13 protein-coding genes and 1 tRNA gene are annotated in these 16,072 nt (G+C 67.2%); 2 read left to right on the top strand and 12 right to left on the bottom strand.

Going from position 1 to position 16,072, the window contains the following annotated elements; translation table 11 throughout:
• Positions 1-309 precede the first annotated feature (309 nt).
• Complete coding sequence (locus Nocox_RS00070) at positions 310-1,503, bottom strand: WD40 repeat domain-containing protein (RefSeq protein ID WP_084685961.1); 1,194 nt, start codon at positions 1,501-1,503, stop codon at positions 310-312.
• 122 nt (positions 1,504-1,625) lie between these two features.
• Here Nocox_RS00070 and Nocox_RS00065 point away from each other — a divergent pair, with 122 nt between their 5' ends.
• On the top strand, positions 1,626-2,144 hold the full coding sequence (locus Nocox_RS00065; protein ID WP_211212849.1) for a site-specific integrase: 519 nt from the start codon (positions 1,626-1,628) through the stop codon (positions 2,142-2,144).
• Positions 2,145-2,282: 138 nt separating this feature from the next.
• Positions 2,283-2,483 carry a site-specific integrase gene (locus tag Nocox_RS44065; protein ID WP_020547452.1) on the top strand — a complete coding sequence of 67 codons (201 nt, stop codon included), beginning with the start codon at positions 2,283-2,285 and terminating at the stop codon, positions 2,481-2,483.
• Positions 2,484-2,560: 77 nt separating this feature from the next.
• On the opposite strand, the gene Nocox_RS00055 is transcribed toward Nocox_RS44065, so the two are convergent.
• From Nocox_RS00055 to dnaA, 11 genes are all read right to left on the bottom strand, one after another.
• On the bottom strand, positions 2,561-3,415 hold the full coding sequence (locus tag Nocox_RS00055) for an HARBI1 family protein (RefSeq protein ID WP_219495500.1): 855 nt from the start codon (positions 3,413-3,415) through the stop codon (positions 2,561-2,563).
• A 120-nt stretch (positions 3,416-3,535) separates the two neighbouring features.
• Complete coding sequence (locus Nocox_RS00050) at positions 3,536-4,156, bottom strand: class I SAM-dependent methyltransferase (RefSeq protein ID WP_020547375.1); 621 nt, start codon at positions 4,154-4,156, stop codon at positions 3,536-3,538.
• A 122-nt stretch (positions 4,157-4,278) separates the two neighbouring features.
• Positions 4,279-4,352: transfer RNA gene (locus Nocox_RS00045), tRNA-Ile, on the bottom strand.
• 148 nt (positions 4,353-4,500) lie between these two features.
• A complete protein-coding gene (locus tag Nocox_RS42640; protein ID WP_020547374.1) occupies positions 4,501-5,208 on the bottom strand; it encodes a DUF3566 domain-containing protein in 708 nt (235 codons plus the stop codon).
• Positions 5,209-5,211: 3 nt separating this feature from the next.
• Complete coding sequence (gyrA, locus tag Nocox_RS00035; protein WP_020547373.1) at positions 5,212-7,710, bottom strand: DNA gyrase subunit A; 2,499 nt, start codon at positions 7,708-7,710, stop codon at positions 5,212-5,214.
• Between the two features lie 12 nt (positions 7,711-7,722).
• The gene (gyrB, locus tag Nocox_RS00030; RefSeq protein ID WP_084685950.1) at positions 7,723-9,666 is read right to left on the bottom strand and encodes a DNA topoisomerase (ATP-hydrolyzing) subunit B; all 1,944 of its coding nucleotides are present in this window, start codon (positions 9,664-9,666) and stop codon (positions 7,723-7,725) included.
• A 303-nt stretch (positions 9,667-9,969) separates the two neighbouring features.
• Positions 9,970-10,479 carry a DciA family protein gene (locus Nocox_RS00025; protein WP_026215203.1) on the bottom strand — a complete coding sequence of 170 codons (510 nt, stop codon included), beginning with the start codon at positions 10,477-10,479 and terminating at the stop codon, positions 9,970-9,972.
• The gene (gene recF / locus Nocox_RS00020; protein ID WP_020547370.1) at positions 10,469-11,713 is read right to left on the bottom strand and encodes a DNA replication/repair protein RecF; all 1,245 of its coding nucleotides are present in this window, start codon (positions 11,711-11,713) and stop codon (positions 10,469-10,471) included. The genes Nocox_RS00025 and recF overlap by 11 nt, the downstream gene beginning before the upstream one ends.
• Before the next feature lie 95 nt (positions 11,714-11,808).
• Complete coding sequence (gnd, locus tag Nocox_RS00015) at positions 11,809-12,753, bottom strand: phosphogluconate dehydrogenase (NAD(+)-dependent, decarboxylating) (protein ID WP_020547369.1); 945 nt, start codon at positions 12,751-12,753, stop codon at positions 11,809-11,811.
• A gap of 50 nt (positions 12,754-12,803) precedes the next feature.
• The gene (gene dnaN / locus Nocox_RS00010) at positions 12,804-13,943 is read right to left on the bottom strand and encodes a DNA polymerase III subunit beta (protein ID WP_026215202.1); all 1,140 of its coding nucleotides are present in this window, start codon (positions 13,941-13,943) and stop codon (positions 12,804-12,806) included.
• Positions 13,944-14,479: 536 nt separating this feature from the next.
• Positions 14,480-16,072, bottom strand: coding sequence for a chromosomal replication initiator protein DnaA (gene dnaA, locus Nocox_RS00005; protein ID WP_020547367.1), 1,593 nt, complete (start codon positions 16,070-16,072; stop codon positions 14,480-14,482).

Below are 16,072 nucleotides of genomic sequence, written 5' to 3'. Positions count from 1 at the left end.
TCAGGCACGCCAGGAAATCGCCCGCCCCTACGCAGAACCGACGTCTTCAGGGCCGTGTACGTCCCCGAAGACGGAGGCTCGGAACGGCGGACAACAAAACGGCCGCCATCCGAAGATCGGATAGCGGCCTGTTGACTGATCACACTGGGTGGGGCTACCAGGACCTGAACCTGGGACCTCTTCCTTATCAGGCACCCGAACAGAGATTGCACTTATCAAATCCGATGCCGTGACCTGGTTAAGGAGGCTGCCAACGTCCGTCAGCGTTCGCGGCCGTCAGCCGCGGTTGTCACTCAGTCCGGCAGAGTCTCACGCGCCCAAACTCCACACCCGAATGGTCTTGTCCAAGCCGCTGGAGATGACAACAGGGGTTCCGTCGCTACGCTGCCCTGTCGCCAGGGCAACGATCGGACGGGTGTGCCCGGTGAGAGGTTCACCGATGCGCTCTCCTGTGTCCAGGTCCCATACTGACAGGTTGCCGTCGTCGTCGCCGGAGACGATGACCGGGGAGCCGTCACTTCGCTTCCCGACCACTACTTCGATGCTGGCCTCGCTCTTAACGGTGATGGAGTCGCCGATCGGCTTTCCGGTGTCCAGGTTCCAGATCCGGATCGAACTCCGTGGAACGCTGCCATCCGTCGCAGGATAGGGCGAAATGTCGCCGGAGACAGCCACGGGAGTGCCGTCACTCCGCTTGCCGACCGCGAGTCCTTCCACCAGACAGGTGCCACATCGGCTGAGAGATCCGCTCAGTGGCTTGCCGGTGTTCATGTTCCAGATCCGCGCCCTGCCGTTGGTCGCCCCCGTGACGAACACCGGAGTGCCGTCGCTGCGCTTGCCGGTAACCAGCTGAGTGACCGTGAACGCGAAGGGGTTGACGGACGGTTTGCCGATAAGTTTTCCCGTGTTTAGGTTCCAGATCTCGACGTCCCTGGTCAGGGCATCACCGCTGGACACGATGACCGGCGTTCCGTTGCTCCGCCGGCCGGTCGTCACCGCATAGATGAGCCCGCTACGCGTCTTGAGGGGCTTTCCAAGCGGCTTCCCGGTGTTCAGGTTCCAGAGCCGGATGCCGTCGGCGGCAGCGGAGACGATGACCGGCGTCCCGTCGCTCCGCTTGCCGATGGCGACGTCGTAGACCTCACCCTTGTGGCCTATGAGGGGTCTTCCGAGGGCCTTGCCAGTGTTCAGGTCCCAAATCCGTACGGTCTTGTCATAGGCACCGGAGACGATGACCGGTTTGCCATCGCTGCGCTTGCCCACCGCCACCGCCTCAACGCGATCCGTGTGACCCTTCATGGGCTTGCCGATGGGCGTACCAAGGGCAGGTACTTCTGCCCGCGACGCGGCCTCCTTAGCTGCTGGGGCGATCTGCTGGGCAGATGCGAGGCGAAAGTCAGGGGTCGCCCGCCCTGCTGACGGATTCAGCGGTCCGATGAACAGCAACGCCCCCGTTGCGATCGCCAACGTTCTCGCCTTAGCCAGCACGGTCCGGCTTCCCATGGCCACTCCATCGCCCGAGAGCTACTGCCAGCCCTATGTGATCTTCAACTGCCGACACCTTAGCCTCTCGATCGACCGGGTGAAACGCCGAGAGCGAGTGAAACTCTCACTCCTGGACCCGTATGGACGTACTCAAGGGCGGCTGCGGCCTCGCCCTCGCCAACGAGCGGAAGCTCCGCGACCTCAGTGCACAGGATGTGGACAAGTGGCTGGCGGCCAAGGCCAAGACGCACAGTACGAGCACCGTGGCCCGGCTCCGCTCCTGCCTGAACCGGATCATCAAGCGCGCCATGGCGCGGGACAAGGTCCGGCGGAACGTGGTGGAACTGTGCCGAGTACCTCAGGGGCAGGAAGGCCGCCCGTCCAAAGCGCTCCGAATGGCGCAGGCAGAAGAGGTACTGAAAGCCGCCGAGGGCAAGAACCTGTGCGCCCCCATCGTGGTCTCCCTGCTCACTGGCGCACGTACCGAGGAACTCCGCGCGCTGCGCTGGGATCATGTGGACCTGATGGGCAACCTCGATGGCATCCGCCGATACCGCCGTACGTCGCCGTGTGGCGCTCCGTACGGAACGGGGGAGACACCAAGACCCGCAAGTGCCGCCGTACCCTCGCGCTTCCTAAGCGGTGCGTGGACGTGCTGATCGAGCAACAGGAGGCCCAGCAGAACGCGCAAGGCGACGCCTGGTCAGAGCACGGTCTGGTGTTCGCGTCCACCGCCGGAACCGAGCTGGACGCGGCCAACGTTCGGCGAGCATTCCGCCGGTCATCAAGCACACAGTTTGAATCCGGGGGAGTGGACGCCCCGAGAGCTGCGGCACAGCTTCGTTTCCCTGCTCTCCGACAACGGGACGCCTCCGGAGGAGATCTCCCGCCTGGTCGGCCACAGCAGTACGGCAGTGACGGAGCTGGTCTACCGCAAGCAGATCCGTCCCGTCCTCCAGGGAGGAGCGGTGATCATGGATCGGATCTTTGATACATGAACGGCGAACGATGGGCAGGCCCACGGTCTGGCCATCGCACGGCTCACAGTGGACGGCGCAACGTCAATGAGTCGTTCTCAGTAACCGAAGATCGCGTTGTGTGATGCCGATATGGTCCAATCGTGCTCGCGGTGCAGTAGCACGAGTGCGGCTCGGACGATCTGCCCGATGCGCCAGGGGTCGAGGCTGACTCGGCGCAGAGCCTTGAAGGTGACGGTGAGCAGGGCGTTCGCGCGTTCGCCGACGCCGCGCAGGCCCCGCAGCAGCTTGTTGTAGGTGTGCTGGTCGTCGCTGAGTATGGCCTGGCCGCGCTTCTTCTTCACCGGCACCCGGATGACGTCGGCGGCGCCTTCATATCCCAGGTCGGCCAGGGCCGGCACCGTGTCCCGCGCGGTGGCCAGGGTGGCGATGATGCCGTGGGTGCGGGCGCAGGTCATGTCATGTTCGCGGCCGGGGCGTACGTCGGAGACCCACAACGGCCAGCCGTCCGGGGCGGAGATCACCTGGATGTTGCCGCCGTGGTGCTTGTGTTTGCCCGACCACCACAGGTCGGCGCCGTTCGGGCCGGGCGTGGCGACGCGGTCGGTGGCGATGACGATGCCGTCGAGGTTGACGTGAGTCAGGCCCGTGTCGGCTGCGCTGTCGAGCACCTGCCGCAGGCCGGGGGCGTGGGCTGCCAGGACGTCGATGCCTTCGTGCAGGTAGCGGTAGGCGGTCTTGCGGCTGATGTGGTGGTCGGTGGCCAGTTGCTTGATCCGGGTGTTGTCGAGGAACCAGCGAAGGATCAAGACTGCCTGGGCGAAGCAGCCCAGCGCCCGGCGTCCTTTGCGGGTGCCGCGACGGCGGCGTTCAGTGTGCAGCAGGGCGGCCAGGAACAGCACAGTCTCGCGACGTACGTCGAGGGTCGCGGTGTATGTGACACTAGTGGGCACGTGAAGCCTCTGGTTCTGAAGTTGATCTCTAGTCAAGACCACTTCTACCAGGGGCTTTACGCTTGCTGATCACTAGGTTGGCTTGCCGGGTCCAAGGAGATCACGCACAGCAACTGTTCGTTACCGACAACGGCTCAATGACTGGAACCGGAGTTCATCCGATCCCACGACGTGGAAGTCCACGATCTCGAACAACCGACTGGCGAACGCCTGAATCTCCTCATCGCTACGGAAAGAGAAGAACCGGGGAGGCTCGTGATGGTCCCCCTTGAAGGGACCTTCTCCCCTCAGGGTGCCACCCCCATAAACGCCAAGAAAGAACAGCCCGCCAGGTCGCAGAAGTGTGTGAACGGCTTCCAGCGCCGCCGGCAGATCCACGTTGGGCACATGCAGCAGGCAGTTCAGGGCGTACGCCGCATCGAACGACTCAGGCGCGAAGTCGAGATGCAGGAAGTCCATCACATGAGCTTCGAGGCCCTTCTCCCGGCACAGCGACACCATCGCGGGCGACAGATCGACAGCGACCACGTCCAGGCCGTTGTCCTGGAAGTACGCACTGTCCTGGCCCGTTCCGGCACCGATCTCCAGCATCCGCCCGCCGCCGGCGTCGCGGACCACGTTCAGGAAGGCCGTCCGCTCCGCCAGCTTCCATTCCTGCTTGCCGCTGCCGTCTCGACGCTTGGCACCGCCGTCGTAAGCCTTTCGGAGCGGACCGATCACATCGTCATAGCGCACGCTCATCGGGCCATGATGCACCACAGAAGATCCTGACGAGAGACCGTGTCGGGCACGGTAGTCACGCAGACAGCAGAATGGCCGCTCTCCGAAGATCGGATAGCGGCCTTTTCGCTGGTCAGACTGTGTGGGGCTACCAGGACTTGAACCTGGGACCTCTTCCTTATCAGGGAAGCGCTCTAACCGACTGAGCTATAGCCCCGCTGCACTGAACCGTATCGCATCCTTGGGATGGAGGCGAACCGGTTGCGCGGACGAGGAAAAGCTTACCGCGTCCGGGGAGCTGCTCGCGCCGTCCCCGGCCCCGGCAGGCCCGGGAGGGACGGCGCGAGCGGCCGTGCGTGTGTGCGTTATTCGGCCTCGCTGAAGGTCACCTCGACGCCTCCGACGAGGTCGGAGGAGATGTTGTAGATGACCGCGCCCAGTGTGGACAGTGCGGTGATCAGCACGACGTTGACCGCGCCGATCAGGGCCGTGTAGCCGAGGATGCGCACCGGCTCGAACCACGAGGCGATGTCGATCGGGATCGAGCTCTGGCCCTGCTCACCCTGGCCGAGCTGGTTGACCAGGTCCACGATGCTGTCGAACACGCCGAGGGCCTGCAGCACGCCGTAGAGCACGGCCACGGCCACGAACAGCACCACGAAGCACACCAGCGACACCACGAAGCTGAACTTCATGGCCGACCACGGTTCGATGCGCCGCAGGACCAGGTGGGCCTTGCGGGGCAGCCGGCCGCCGCCGGAGTTCGAGGAGTTCTTCTTGTTCTTGCCGCTCGCCAGCTCCATCTTCGGCGGAGCCTCGGTGGCCAGCGACGGGCGGGCGCGCATCCCGTCGTTGCGCACGCCGTCGTTGCGGTTGCCGTCGACCGGCGCGCCGGGCGCCTGGGAGCGCTGCTGCGGCTCGTCCTTGGTCGGGACGGGCTTGCCCTGCGCGGGCGAGGTGGTGTCCTGACCGTCGTCGACCGGGTTGAAAATCTCGGTTTCTCCGGGCTTTTTGGGCTGCTGTCCGTTACCCGAAGCCGCCTGGGTCCTGGCGGGGCCACCCTGGGCGCTCATGGACTACTCTCCTCCCCCGTCTTCATCACTGTCCACCGAAGTCTCCATGGACTCCGCGTTCCGGGCGAGGGCAACCACGCTGTCGCCTTCAGCGAGATTCATCAATCGAACTCCCATGGTCTGACGGCCGGACTGCTTGATCTCGCCGGCACTCGTCCGGATCACACCGCCGGCGGACGTGATCGCGAAGACCTCGTCCTCAGGGTTGACCATGACGGCTCCAACCAGCTTGCCACGGGAACTCACGATCTTCGCCGTCAGCACCCCCCTGCCGCCACGACCCTGAACCGGATATTGCTCCACTGGCGTCCGCTTTGCGTACCCCGCCTTCGTGGCGATAAGCACGTCTTGACCGTCCGCGATGCGATTCATGGCGAGAAGTTCGTCCCCTTCGAGGAACCTCATGCCGATCACGCCGCTGGTCGCCCGGCCCATGGGGCGGAGCGCCTCGTCGGAGGCCGTGAACCTGATGGACTGTGCCCCCTTGGAGACCAGCAGCAGGTCGTCGTGCTCGGAGACCAGCCTGGCTCCGATGACCTCGTCGTCCTCCCGCAGGTTGATGGCGATCAGACCGCCGGACCTGGGGGAGTCGTACTCCGACAGGCGGGTCTTCTTCACCAGGCCGCTGCGGGTGGCCAGGACGAGGTAGGGCGCGACGTCGTAGTCGCGTAGGTCGAGAACCTCCATGACTGTTTCGTCGGGCTGCATGGCCAAAAGGTTCGCGAGATGCATGCCCCGGGCGTCACGCGCGCCCTCGGGCAGCTCGTACGCCTTGACCCGGTAGACCCGGCCCTTGTTCGTGAAGAACAGCAGCCAGTGGTGGGTGGTGGTGACGAAGAAGTGGTCGACGATGTCGTCCTGGCGCAGCTGGGCGCCGCGTACGCCCTTGCCGCCCCGCTTCTGCGCGCGGTAGGAGTCGGTCTTGGTGCGCTTGGCGTAGCCGCCGCGGGTGATCGTGACGACGATCTCGTCCTCGGCGATGAGGTCCTCGATCGACATGTCGCCGTCGTAGGCGATGATCTCGGTCTTCCGCTCGTCGCCGTAGCGGCCGACGACCTCGGCGAGCTCCTCGTTGATGATCTCCCGCTGGCGGGCCTCGCTGGCCAGGATCGCGTTGTACTCGGCGATCTGCGTCATGAGGGAGTCGTACTCGTCCTGGATCGCCTGGCGCTCCAGGGCGGCGAGCTTGCGCAGCTGCATGTCGAGGATGGCCTGCGCCTGGACCTCGTCGATCTCCAGCAGCGACATGAGGCCCTGCTGGGCGTGCGCCGCGGAGTCCGAGGCCCGGATGAGGGCGATGACGTCGTCGAGCCGCTCCAGGGCCTTCAGCAGGCCGCGCAGGATGTGGGCGCGCTCCTCGGCCTTGCGCAGGAGGTAGCGGGTGCGCCGGACGATGACCTCGATCTGGTGGGCCACGTAGTGCCGGATGAACTGGTCGAGGCGCAGCGTGCGCGGCACGCCGTCGACCAGGGCCAGCATGTTGGCGCCGAAGGTGTCCTGGAGCTGCGTGTGCTTGTAGAGGTTGTTGAGCACGACCTTGGCGACGGCGTCCCGCTTGAGGACGATCACCAGTCGCTGCCCGACGCGGGAGGAGCTCTCGTCGCGTACGTCGGCGATGCCGGTGAGCTTGCCCTCGCGGACCAGCTCGGCGATCTTCAGCGCGAGGTTGTCGGGGTTGACCTGGTAGGGCAGCTCGGTGACGACCAGCGCCTGCCGGCCCTTCTCCTCCTCGACCTCGACCACGGCCCGCATGGTGATCGAGCCGCGGCCGGTGCGGTAGGCGTCCTCGATGCCCCGCCGGCCGACGATGAGCGCCTTGGTCGGGAAGTCGGGGCCCTTGACCAGTTTGATCGACGCTTCGAGCAGCTCGTCGTCGGTGGCCTCGGGGTTCTCCAGCGCCCACTTGACCGCCGCGGCGACCTCACGCAGGTTGTGCGGCGGGATGTTGGTCGCCATGCCGACCGCGATGCCGCCCGAGCCGTTGACCAGGAGCTGCGGGAAGCGCGACGGGAGGACGTCGGGCTCCTGCGACTTGCCGTCGTAGTTGGGACGGAAGTCGACGGTCTCCTTGTCGATGTCGCGCAGCATCTCCATGGCGATGGGCGCGAGCTTGCACTCGGTGTAACGCATCGCCGCCGCCGGGTCGTTGCCCGGCGAGCCGAAGTTGCCCTGGCCGTCGACCAGCGGGTAGCGCAGCGACCACGACTGCGCCAGGCGGACCAGCGCGTCGTAGATCGAGGTGTCGCCGTGCGGGTGGTAGGTGCCCATCACGTCGCCGACGACGCGGGCGCACTTGAAGTAGCCGCGGTCGGGACGGTAGCCCCCGTCGTACATCGCGTACAGCACCCGCCGGTGGACGGGCTTGAGGCCGTCGCGCACGTCCGGCAGCGCTCTGGACACGATGACCGACATCGCGTAGTCCATGTAGCTGCGCTGCATCTCGGACTGGATGTCCACCGGTTCGATGCGGTCAGCCGGGGGAGTGGTGTTCACGTCCGTCACAGGTGAAATTCCTTAAACGTCGAGGAAGCGCACGTCACGGGCGTTACGGATGATGAAGTCGCGCCGCGCCTCCACGTCCTCGCCCATGAGCACGCTGAACAGGTCGTCGGCCTGCGCCGCGTCGTCGAGCGTGACCAGCCGCAGCAACCGGGTCGCCGGGTTCATCGTGGTCTCCCAGAGCTGGCCGGCGTTCATCTCGCCGAGGCCCTTGAAGCGCTGCACGTTGTCGCGGGGCCGGGGGTCGGGCTTGCCGTTGGCGATGCCCTCGGCGATGACCGCGTCCCGCTCGGGGTCGGAGTAGGCGTAGGAGGCGTCCTCGCCCTTGCGGTCCCACTTGATCTTGTACAGCGGGGGGCAGGAGAGGTAGACGTGCCCGGCCTCGATCAGCGGCCGCATGAACCTGAACAGCAGCGTCAGCAGCAGGGTGTTGATGTGCTGGCCGTCGACGTCGGCGTCGGCCATCAGGATGACCTTGTGGTAGCGCAGCTTGCTGATGTCGAACTCGTCGTGCACGCCGGTGCCGAGCGCGGTGATCAGCGCCTGCACCTCGTTGTTCTTGAGTACCTTGTCGATCCGCGCCTTCTCGACGTTGAGGATCTTGCCGCGGATGGGCAGGATCGCCTGGAAGCGCGAGTCGCGGCCGCCCTTGGCCGAGCCGCCGGCCGAGTCACCCTCGACGATGAACAGCTCGCACTTCTCCGGGTTGTTCCACTGGCAGTCGGCCAGCTTGCCGGGAAGGCCGCTGCCGGACTCCAGGAGCGACTTGCGCCGGGTGAGGTCGCGGGCCTGACGGGCGGCGAGGCGCGCGCGGGAGGCCTGCAGCGACTTGTTGATGATGTCCTTGGCCTCGCCGGGGTTGCGCTCCAGCCAGTCGCGCAGGTGGTCGTTGCACGCCTTCTGGACGAACGACTTCGCCTCGGTGTTGCCCAGCTTGGTCTTGGTCTGGCCCTCGAACTGCGGGTCGGACAGCTTGACCGAGATGATCGCGGTCAGGCCCTCGCGGACGTCCTCGCCCGAGAGGTTGTCGTCCTTGCCCTCCTTGAGGAACTTCTGCTCGCGCGCGTAGCGGTTGACGATGGACGTCAGCGCCGCGCGGAAGCCCTCCTCGTGGGTGCCGCCCTCCGCCGTGTTGATCATGTTGGCGAACGTGTAGACCGACTCCGAGTAGGAGTTGTTCCACTGCATCGCGACCTCGACCGCGATGCCGTCGCCCTCCTCCTCGAAGGCGATGATCGACGCGTGCGCCGGCTCCTTCTTGGCGTTGAGGTGCTTGACGAAGTCGGACAGGCCGCCCTCGTAGTGGTAGGTGACGGTGCGCTTCTCGCCGTTGACGTGGTCGGGCCGCTCGTCGGTGAACGTGATGACGAGGCCCTTGTTGAGGAAGGCCGTCTCCTGGAAGCGGCGCGAGAGCGTCTCGTAGTTCCAGGTGGTGGTCTCGAAGATGTCGGGGTCGGGCCAGAACGTGATCGTGGTGCCGGTCTCGTCGGTGCCCTCGCCCTTGGCCAGCGGCGCGACGGGCTTGTAGTGCTCGTAACGCTGGCGCCAGTAGTGGCCGTTCTGCTTGATCTCGACGTCCATGGCGGTCGACAGCGCGTTGACGACGGCCGAGCCGACGCCGTGCAGGCCGCCGGAGACGGCGTAGGCCTGGCTGTCGAACTTGCCGCCGGAGTGGAGCGTGGTCAGCACGACCTCGACCGCGGAGCGCTTCTGCGCCGGGTGGATGCCCGTGGGGATGCCACGGCCGTCATCGACCACCCGGACGCCGTTGTCGGCGAGCAGCGTGATCTCGATGCGGCTCGCGTAGCCGGCCAGGGCCTCGTCCACCGCGTTGTCCACGATCTCGTAGACAAGGTGGTGCAGGCCGCGCTCGCCGGTCGAGCCGATATACATACCCGGGCGCTTGCGAACCGCATCAAGCCCTTCGAGTACGGCGATTGAGCTAGCGTCGTAGGACAACTGCGAAATCCTCCTGCCGCGGACACGCGGCGGGGGAGGCCATCGTGTTGCGAAGTGCCCCTGCCGTGCCCGTCACCGTCGTGAGTGCCCCGATGCGCAGTCACCCGGGGGAGTCGGCTTGCTGCCGGGGTGACACGCAAGCGGACGTGTCCGGAATCCTTTTTCATTCTACCGCTTCCGGAGCCCCGCGGTGGCAATGAACGCGCCTGTGGTCGCCTCTAGCTCGATTTGCCCCCGGGCCAGCATCCCCCCTCCGGAAAGGGGGCTTATCGCGTCTGGGGGCTTTCTGATCGCCCCCGGCGCCTAACCGTAGGTGTCACCTGGACCACGGCTTCCGGTCACCCGCAAACCCCCTGATGGACGCGGCGCGTTCTGCGGCCCTCTGACCTTGACCTTCGTGACCGTGCCCGCGCCGAGCTCCTCGTTGAGCCTGCGCACGAGGGTGCGGGCGAGCAGCCTGACCTGCGTCGCCCAGGCCGTCGAGTCGGCCAGGATCAGCACCTCGCCGTCCTCGAACGACTCCGGCTTGGTGTGGGCGGCGAGGTCGGGGCCCACGATCTCGGGCCAGCGCCCGAACACGCCGCCGACGGCCGCCGAGCGCTCCCAGCCGCGATCGGCCAGCAGGTCGGCTATCGCCCGCCCGAAAAGCTGGGGATCGCCGGCCTCCCTGCGCGGGCCGGCCGCCCGCCGCCGGGGCTCGCGGCGGGGGAGCTGGCCGCGCTTGGCGGCGTCGGCCTTGGCCTGGGCGAGCTTCTCCCTGGCCATCGCGACGCCTCTGGCCGTACGGGCGTTCGGGTTGTCCTCATCTGACACGGGTCACACTCCCCTCCACCACGTCGAACCGGGCGCCCGCGAGCTCCTTCGGGACGTCGTCGGGCACGGCGGCGGTGATCAGCACCTGCTCGGCGGGCGCCACCATCTCGGCCAGCCGGCGCCGGCGCTGGCTGTCGAGCTCGGCGAAGACGTCGTCGAGGATCAGCACGGGGTCGCCGCCGTCGGCCCGCAGCAGGTCGTAGGCGGCCAGCCTCAGCGCCAGCGCGAACGACCACGACTCCCCGTGGCTGGCGTAGCCGCGGGCGGGCAGCTCGCCCAGGCCGAGGACCAGGTCGTCGCGGTGGGGGCCGACGAGCGTGACGCCCCGCTCCAGCTCCGACTGGCGGACCTCCGACAGCCGCTCCCGCAGACGCTCTTCAAGGGTTTTCCCCAAGTCTGTGGATAACGTCTGCGTATCGAAAGATCCCCGCTCACCGGGGAATTCGCCGCCCTGACCCCCCTCGTCGTCATCCCCACCTGTGGACAACGTGCTGCGGTAGGCCAGCGTCGCGGGAGCGCTGGACGGGGCCAGCGCCGCGTAGGAGCCGGCGACCAGGGGACGCAGTGCCTCGATCAGCTCCAGCCGCGCCTTCAGCAGCTCGGCCCCGTGCCGGGCGAGGTGGGCGTCCCACACCTCCAGCGTGCTCAGGACGTCGCCCGCGCCCGCGGCGGCGAACGCGCTGTCGCTGTCCTGCCTGCGGGCGCCACGGCTGCCCCTGCGGGCCTGCGCGGCCGTGCGCAGCAGCGCGCCGCGCTGCTTCAGCACCCGGTCGTAGTCGGCGCGCACGCCGGCGAACCTGGGTGCCCTGGCCACCAGCAGGTCGTCGAGGAAGCGGCGGCGCTCGGACGGGTCGCCCTTGGACAGCGCGAGGTCCTCGGGGGCGAACAGCACCGTGCGCAGCAGGCCCACGACGTCGCGGGCCCGGGAGACGGGGGAGCGGTTGAGCCGCGCGCGGTTGGCCCGCCCCGGGTTGATCTCCAGCTCGATCAGCGCCCGCCGGTCGTCCCTGTGGAGGGCGCAGCGCACGATCGCCCTGGCGGCCCCCTGGCGGACGAGGGGCGCGTCGGTCGCCACCCGGTGGCTGGAGTGCGTCGCGACGTAGCCGAGGGCCTCGACCAGGTTGGTCTTGCCCTGGCCGTTGGGCCCCACGAACGCCGTGACGCCCGGCTCCAGGCCGAGCTCGACGGAGGCGTAGGACCGGAAGTCGGTCAGCGAGAGGTGGGCGACGTGCACCTCAAAGAGGTTAGTCGGCCTCGCCCGCCGCTGGGGTCACCGGCGTGCGTCCTGTGGAAAACCTCTCGCCGCGGGCGGTCACCGTCGCAGGACCGTCAGCGGTCGGCCTCCTTGGGCGGGGTGACGTCCGCGCCCGGCGCGTCGGCGCCCTTGGCGGTGCTGCCCTCGGTCGCGTTGATCGCGTGGCCGCCGAACTGGTTGCGCAGCGCGGCCACGACCTTCATCGCGGGGGAGTCCTCCTGGCGCGAGGCGAACCTGGCGTAGAGGGCCGCGGTGATGACCGGCAGCGGCACCGCGTGGTCGACGGCGGCCTGGACGGTCCAGCGGCCCTCGCCGGAGTCCTGCGCGTAGCCGCGGAGCTGGTCGAGGCGCTCGTCGTCGTCGAGGGCCCGGACCAGCAGGTCGAGCAGCCAGGAGCGGATGACGGTGCCGGTGCGCCAGCTCGCGAAGGAGCCTCGTACGTCCTTGACGACGTCGGAGGCCTCCAGCAGCTCCCAGCCCTCGGCGAAGGCCTGCATCATGCCGTATTCGATGCCGTTGTGGACCATCTTCGCGAAGTGGCCGGCGCCGACGTCGCCCGCGTGGACGAAGCCGTCCTCGCCCTCGGGCTTGAGGGTCTCGAAGATCGGCATCAGGCGGTCGACGTGCTCCTTGTCGCCGCCGCACATGAGCGCGTAGCCGTTCTGGAGGCCCCACACGCCGCCGCTCACGCCGCAGTCGACGAAGCCGATGCCCTTCTGGGCCAGCTCGGCGGCGTGCTTCTGGTCGTCCACGTAGTGGGAGTTGCCGCCGTCGACGACGATGTCGCCCTCGTCGAGAAGCTCGCCGAGATCGTCCACGGTGGACTGGGTGGGCTTGCCGGCGGGCACCATGACCCAGACGAGGCGCGGCGCCTCCAGGCGCTCCACGAGGCCCTTCAGGCTCTCCACGTCGCTGATCGAGGGGTCGCGGTCGTAGCCGACGACGTCATGACCTCCGCGGCGCAGGCGCTCGGCCATGTTGCCGCCCATCTTGCCCAGTCCCACCATGCCGATCTGCATGACTTTTCCCCTACCCCCTCGTCAGGCTTTCATCATCCCCGATGACAGGATCAGCCTGACAGGCGGATGGGCATGATCAGATATCGGTAGTCGGTGGTGGCGCCGTCCTCCACAGGCTTGCCACCCGTGAGGATAGCGGGCTTCGTGGACGTGGTCATCTGGAGCCTCGCGATGTCCGAGTCGATCGCGCCGAGCCCCTCCAACAGGAACTGGTGGTTGAAGGCGATGTTCATCTCCTCGCCCTCGTAGTCCACGGGCAGGGCCTCGACGGCCTGGGCTTCGTCGCCGCTGCCGGCCTCCAGCACGACCTCGCCGCTGCGGAACGCCAGGCGTACGGGGGTGTTGCGCTCGGCGACGAGGGCCACGCGCTTGACCGCCTCGACGAACGGCCCTGTGGACAGGTCGGCGCGCGCGGAGAACTCGGTGGGGAGCAGCGAGCGGTACTTCGGGAACTCGGGGTCCAGCAGGCGCGTGGTGGTGCGGCGGCCGGCGCTGGAGAAGCCGATCATGCCCTCGCCGGTGCCGCCCGCGGAGCTGAGCGCGATCTCGACCTCGGCGCCGGTGCTGCCGAGCGCCTTGGCGGTGTCGGCGAGCGTCTTGCCCGGGATCATCGCGATGGCCGAGAAGTCGGGCTGGCCGGGCTGCCACTTCAGCTCGCGCACGGCGAGCCGGTAGCGGTCGGTGGCGGCGAGGGTGACGGTGTCGCCGTCGATCTCCATGCGGACGCCGGTGAGCATCGGCAGGGTGTCGTCGCGGCCGGCGGCGACGGCCACCTGGGAGACGGCCGAGGCGAACACGTCGCTGCCGACGCGGCCCGCGGCCGGCGGCATGGCCGGCAGGGACGGGTAGTCCTCCACAGGCATGGTGAGGAGGGTGAACCGCGCGCTGCCACAGGTGACGACCGCCTTGGCACCGTCGACCACGAAGTCCACAGGCTGTGCGGGAAGGGCGCGGGTGATCTCGGCGAGCAGCTTGCCGGAGACCAGGACCACGCCGGGCTCGCCGGTGTGCAGCTCCAGCGTCACCTGGGCGGAGACCTCGTAGTCGAAGCCGGACAGCTTCAACTGCTGGTCGTCGGTGACCTCCAGGCGCATGCCCGCGAGGACGGGCACCGACGGGCGCGCCGGGAGGCTGCGTGCCGTCCAGGCCACCGCCTCGGCGAGTACGTCTCGCTCGATCCGGAACATCACGGTGATCGGCCTCCTGGGTCTGTCGTTGATTCGAGGATCCACTCTCCCGCACTCGCGCTCCGGGAGAAGCCCAACTATGGGTCTTTGAGTTTCTTAGTAAGAGATAGAAGAGGTCATCACACTAGGGGCTGTGGAAACTGTGGACAACTGGCCTTCGCCCAGGTCAGCAGCCCTGAATTCATCCACCGGGGGTGTGTGTGACGCCTGGGGGTAACTGGGGTCGCCTGGGGACGGCGAATCTTTCCCCACAGGCCGTCCCCAGATCATGGTCGCTTCATCCACCGAGAACCCGGGGTTATCCACGATGTTTCCACAGGTTATCCACGGGGTAAGCGAGGCCCTTCTGGAGCCCCAGATCGGTTGTGCACACGCTGTCCACACGTTATCCACGGACCGTCCCCAGGTTTCCCCCAGATGTCCCCAGCTTTGTCCCCAGCCCTTGTGGGTGGATTTTTCGGGGCATTGCCGGGCGCCGAGCGGCCTCGAATCGACGTTTCCGCTGCTCCACAGTGTTTTCCACAGGCTGTGCATAACACTCAGGATCCGCGCTGTGTCTGCTTGATGCGGATTGTCAGCTCGTTGACCTGGTTGTACATCGACTTGCGCTCGGCGATCAGGGAGCGGATCTTCCGCTCGGCGTGCATCACGGTGGTGTGGTCGCGGCCGCCGAACTGCTGGCCGATCTTCGGCAGCGACAGCTCGGTCAGCTCCCGCGCGAGATACATGGCGATCTGCCGGGCGTTGACGAGCGCCCGGCTGCGCGACGTGCCGCACAGGTCGTCGATGCTGATGCCGAAGTAGTTGGCGGTCTCGCTCATGATCGCCGCGATGGTGATCTCGGTGTCGGACTCCGAGGTGATGAGGTCCTTCAGCACCACCTCGGCGAGCTGCAGGTCGACGCCCTGCCGGTTGAGGCTGGCGAACGCGGTGACCCTGATCAGCGCCCCCTCCAGCTCACGGATGTTGGTGGAGATGCGGCTCGCGATGTACTCCAGCACCTCGGGCGGCGCGGCCAGGCCCTCCTGGATGGCCTTCTTCCTCAGGATGGCGATGCGCGTCTCCAGCTCGGGCGGCTGGACGTCGGTGATCAGGCCCCACTCGAAGCGGTTGCGCAGCCGGTCCTCCAGCGTGATCAGCTGCTTCGGCGCGCGGTCGCTGGAGATGACGATCTGCTTGTTGGCGTTGTGGAGGGTGTTGAAGGTGTGGAAGAACTCCTCCTGCGTCTGCTCCTTGCCCTCCAGGAACTGGATGTCGTCGACGAGCAGGATGTCGATCGCCCGGTAGCGGCCGCGGAAGCCGTCGGCCTTGTGGTCGCGGATGCTGTTGATGAAGTCGTTGGTGAACTCCTCGGAGCTCACGTAACGCACCCGGGCGCCGTCGTAGAGGCTCTGCGCGTAATGCCCGATCGCGTGCAGCAGGTGGGTCTTCCCCAGCCCCGAGTCTCCGTAGATGAACAGCGGGTTGTACGCCTTCGCCGGCGACTCGGCGACGGCCACGGCGGCCGCGTGCGCGAACCGGTTGCTGGCGCCGATGACGAAAGTCTCGAATGTGTACTTCTGGTTGAGCCGGGCGGGTTCGCTGGGTTTGCTGCTTTTTGCTTCCCACCGATTCGGCGCCGGCTCCGGAGTTTTCTCCACGGGCGGCGTGCCGGGCGGAGAGTACGGCTGCGCCTGTTCAAAAGCGAAGCCCTGCTGTGGATATTCGGTGGACGAACGCTCCGGCTCGGGTTGGGGAGAATAGAACTGCGGAGGCTCGGAAGCCTGCTGGGCCTGCGGTTGGAGGTGCTGTGTGAAACGCGGCTGGTTCTCCACACCTTGGGGATAACTGGGAGCCACAGGCTGTTGATGAAGGTCGACGACGTGCTGCTCGGGAGCCGTCGTGTCGATCATCACCGCCAGTCGCATCGTCCGGCCGAGCTCCTGCGACAGCGCGTGCGCGACCAGCGGGCGCAGCTTGCCCTCGATGAGGTCCTTGAGGAAGTCGTTGGGGACGCCGAGCACGATCGTGTCGTTGGCCAGAGCGATCGGGCGCACCATCGACAGCCACGTCCGCTGCTGGATCGGCACGTTCTCGTTGAGGAAGTTGCCCAGGGCCCTCGCCCATACCGTGCCGAGGTCGACACTGCTCAC

It is taken from the genome of Nonomuraea coxensis DSM 45129, assembly GCF_019397265.1.
In the GTDB taxonomy this organism is placed as follows: Bacteria; Actinomycetota; Actinomycetes; order Streptosporangiales; family Streptosporangiaceae; genus Nonomuraea; species Nonomuraea coxensis.
This window is presented reverse-complemented; position numbering and strand designations above follow the sequence as displayed.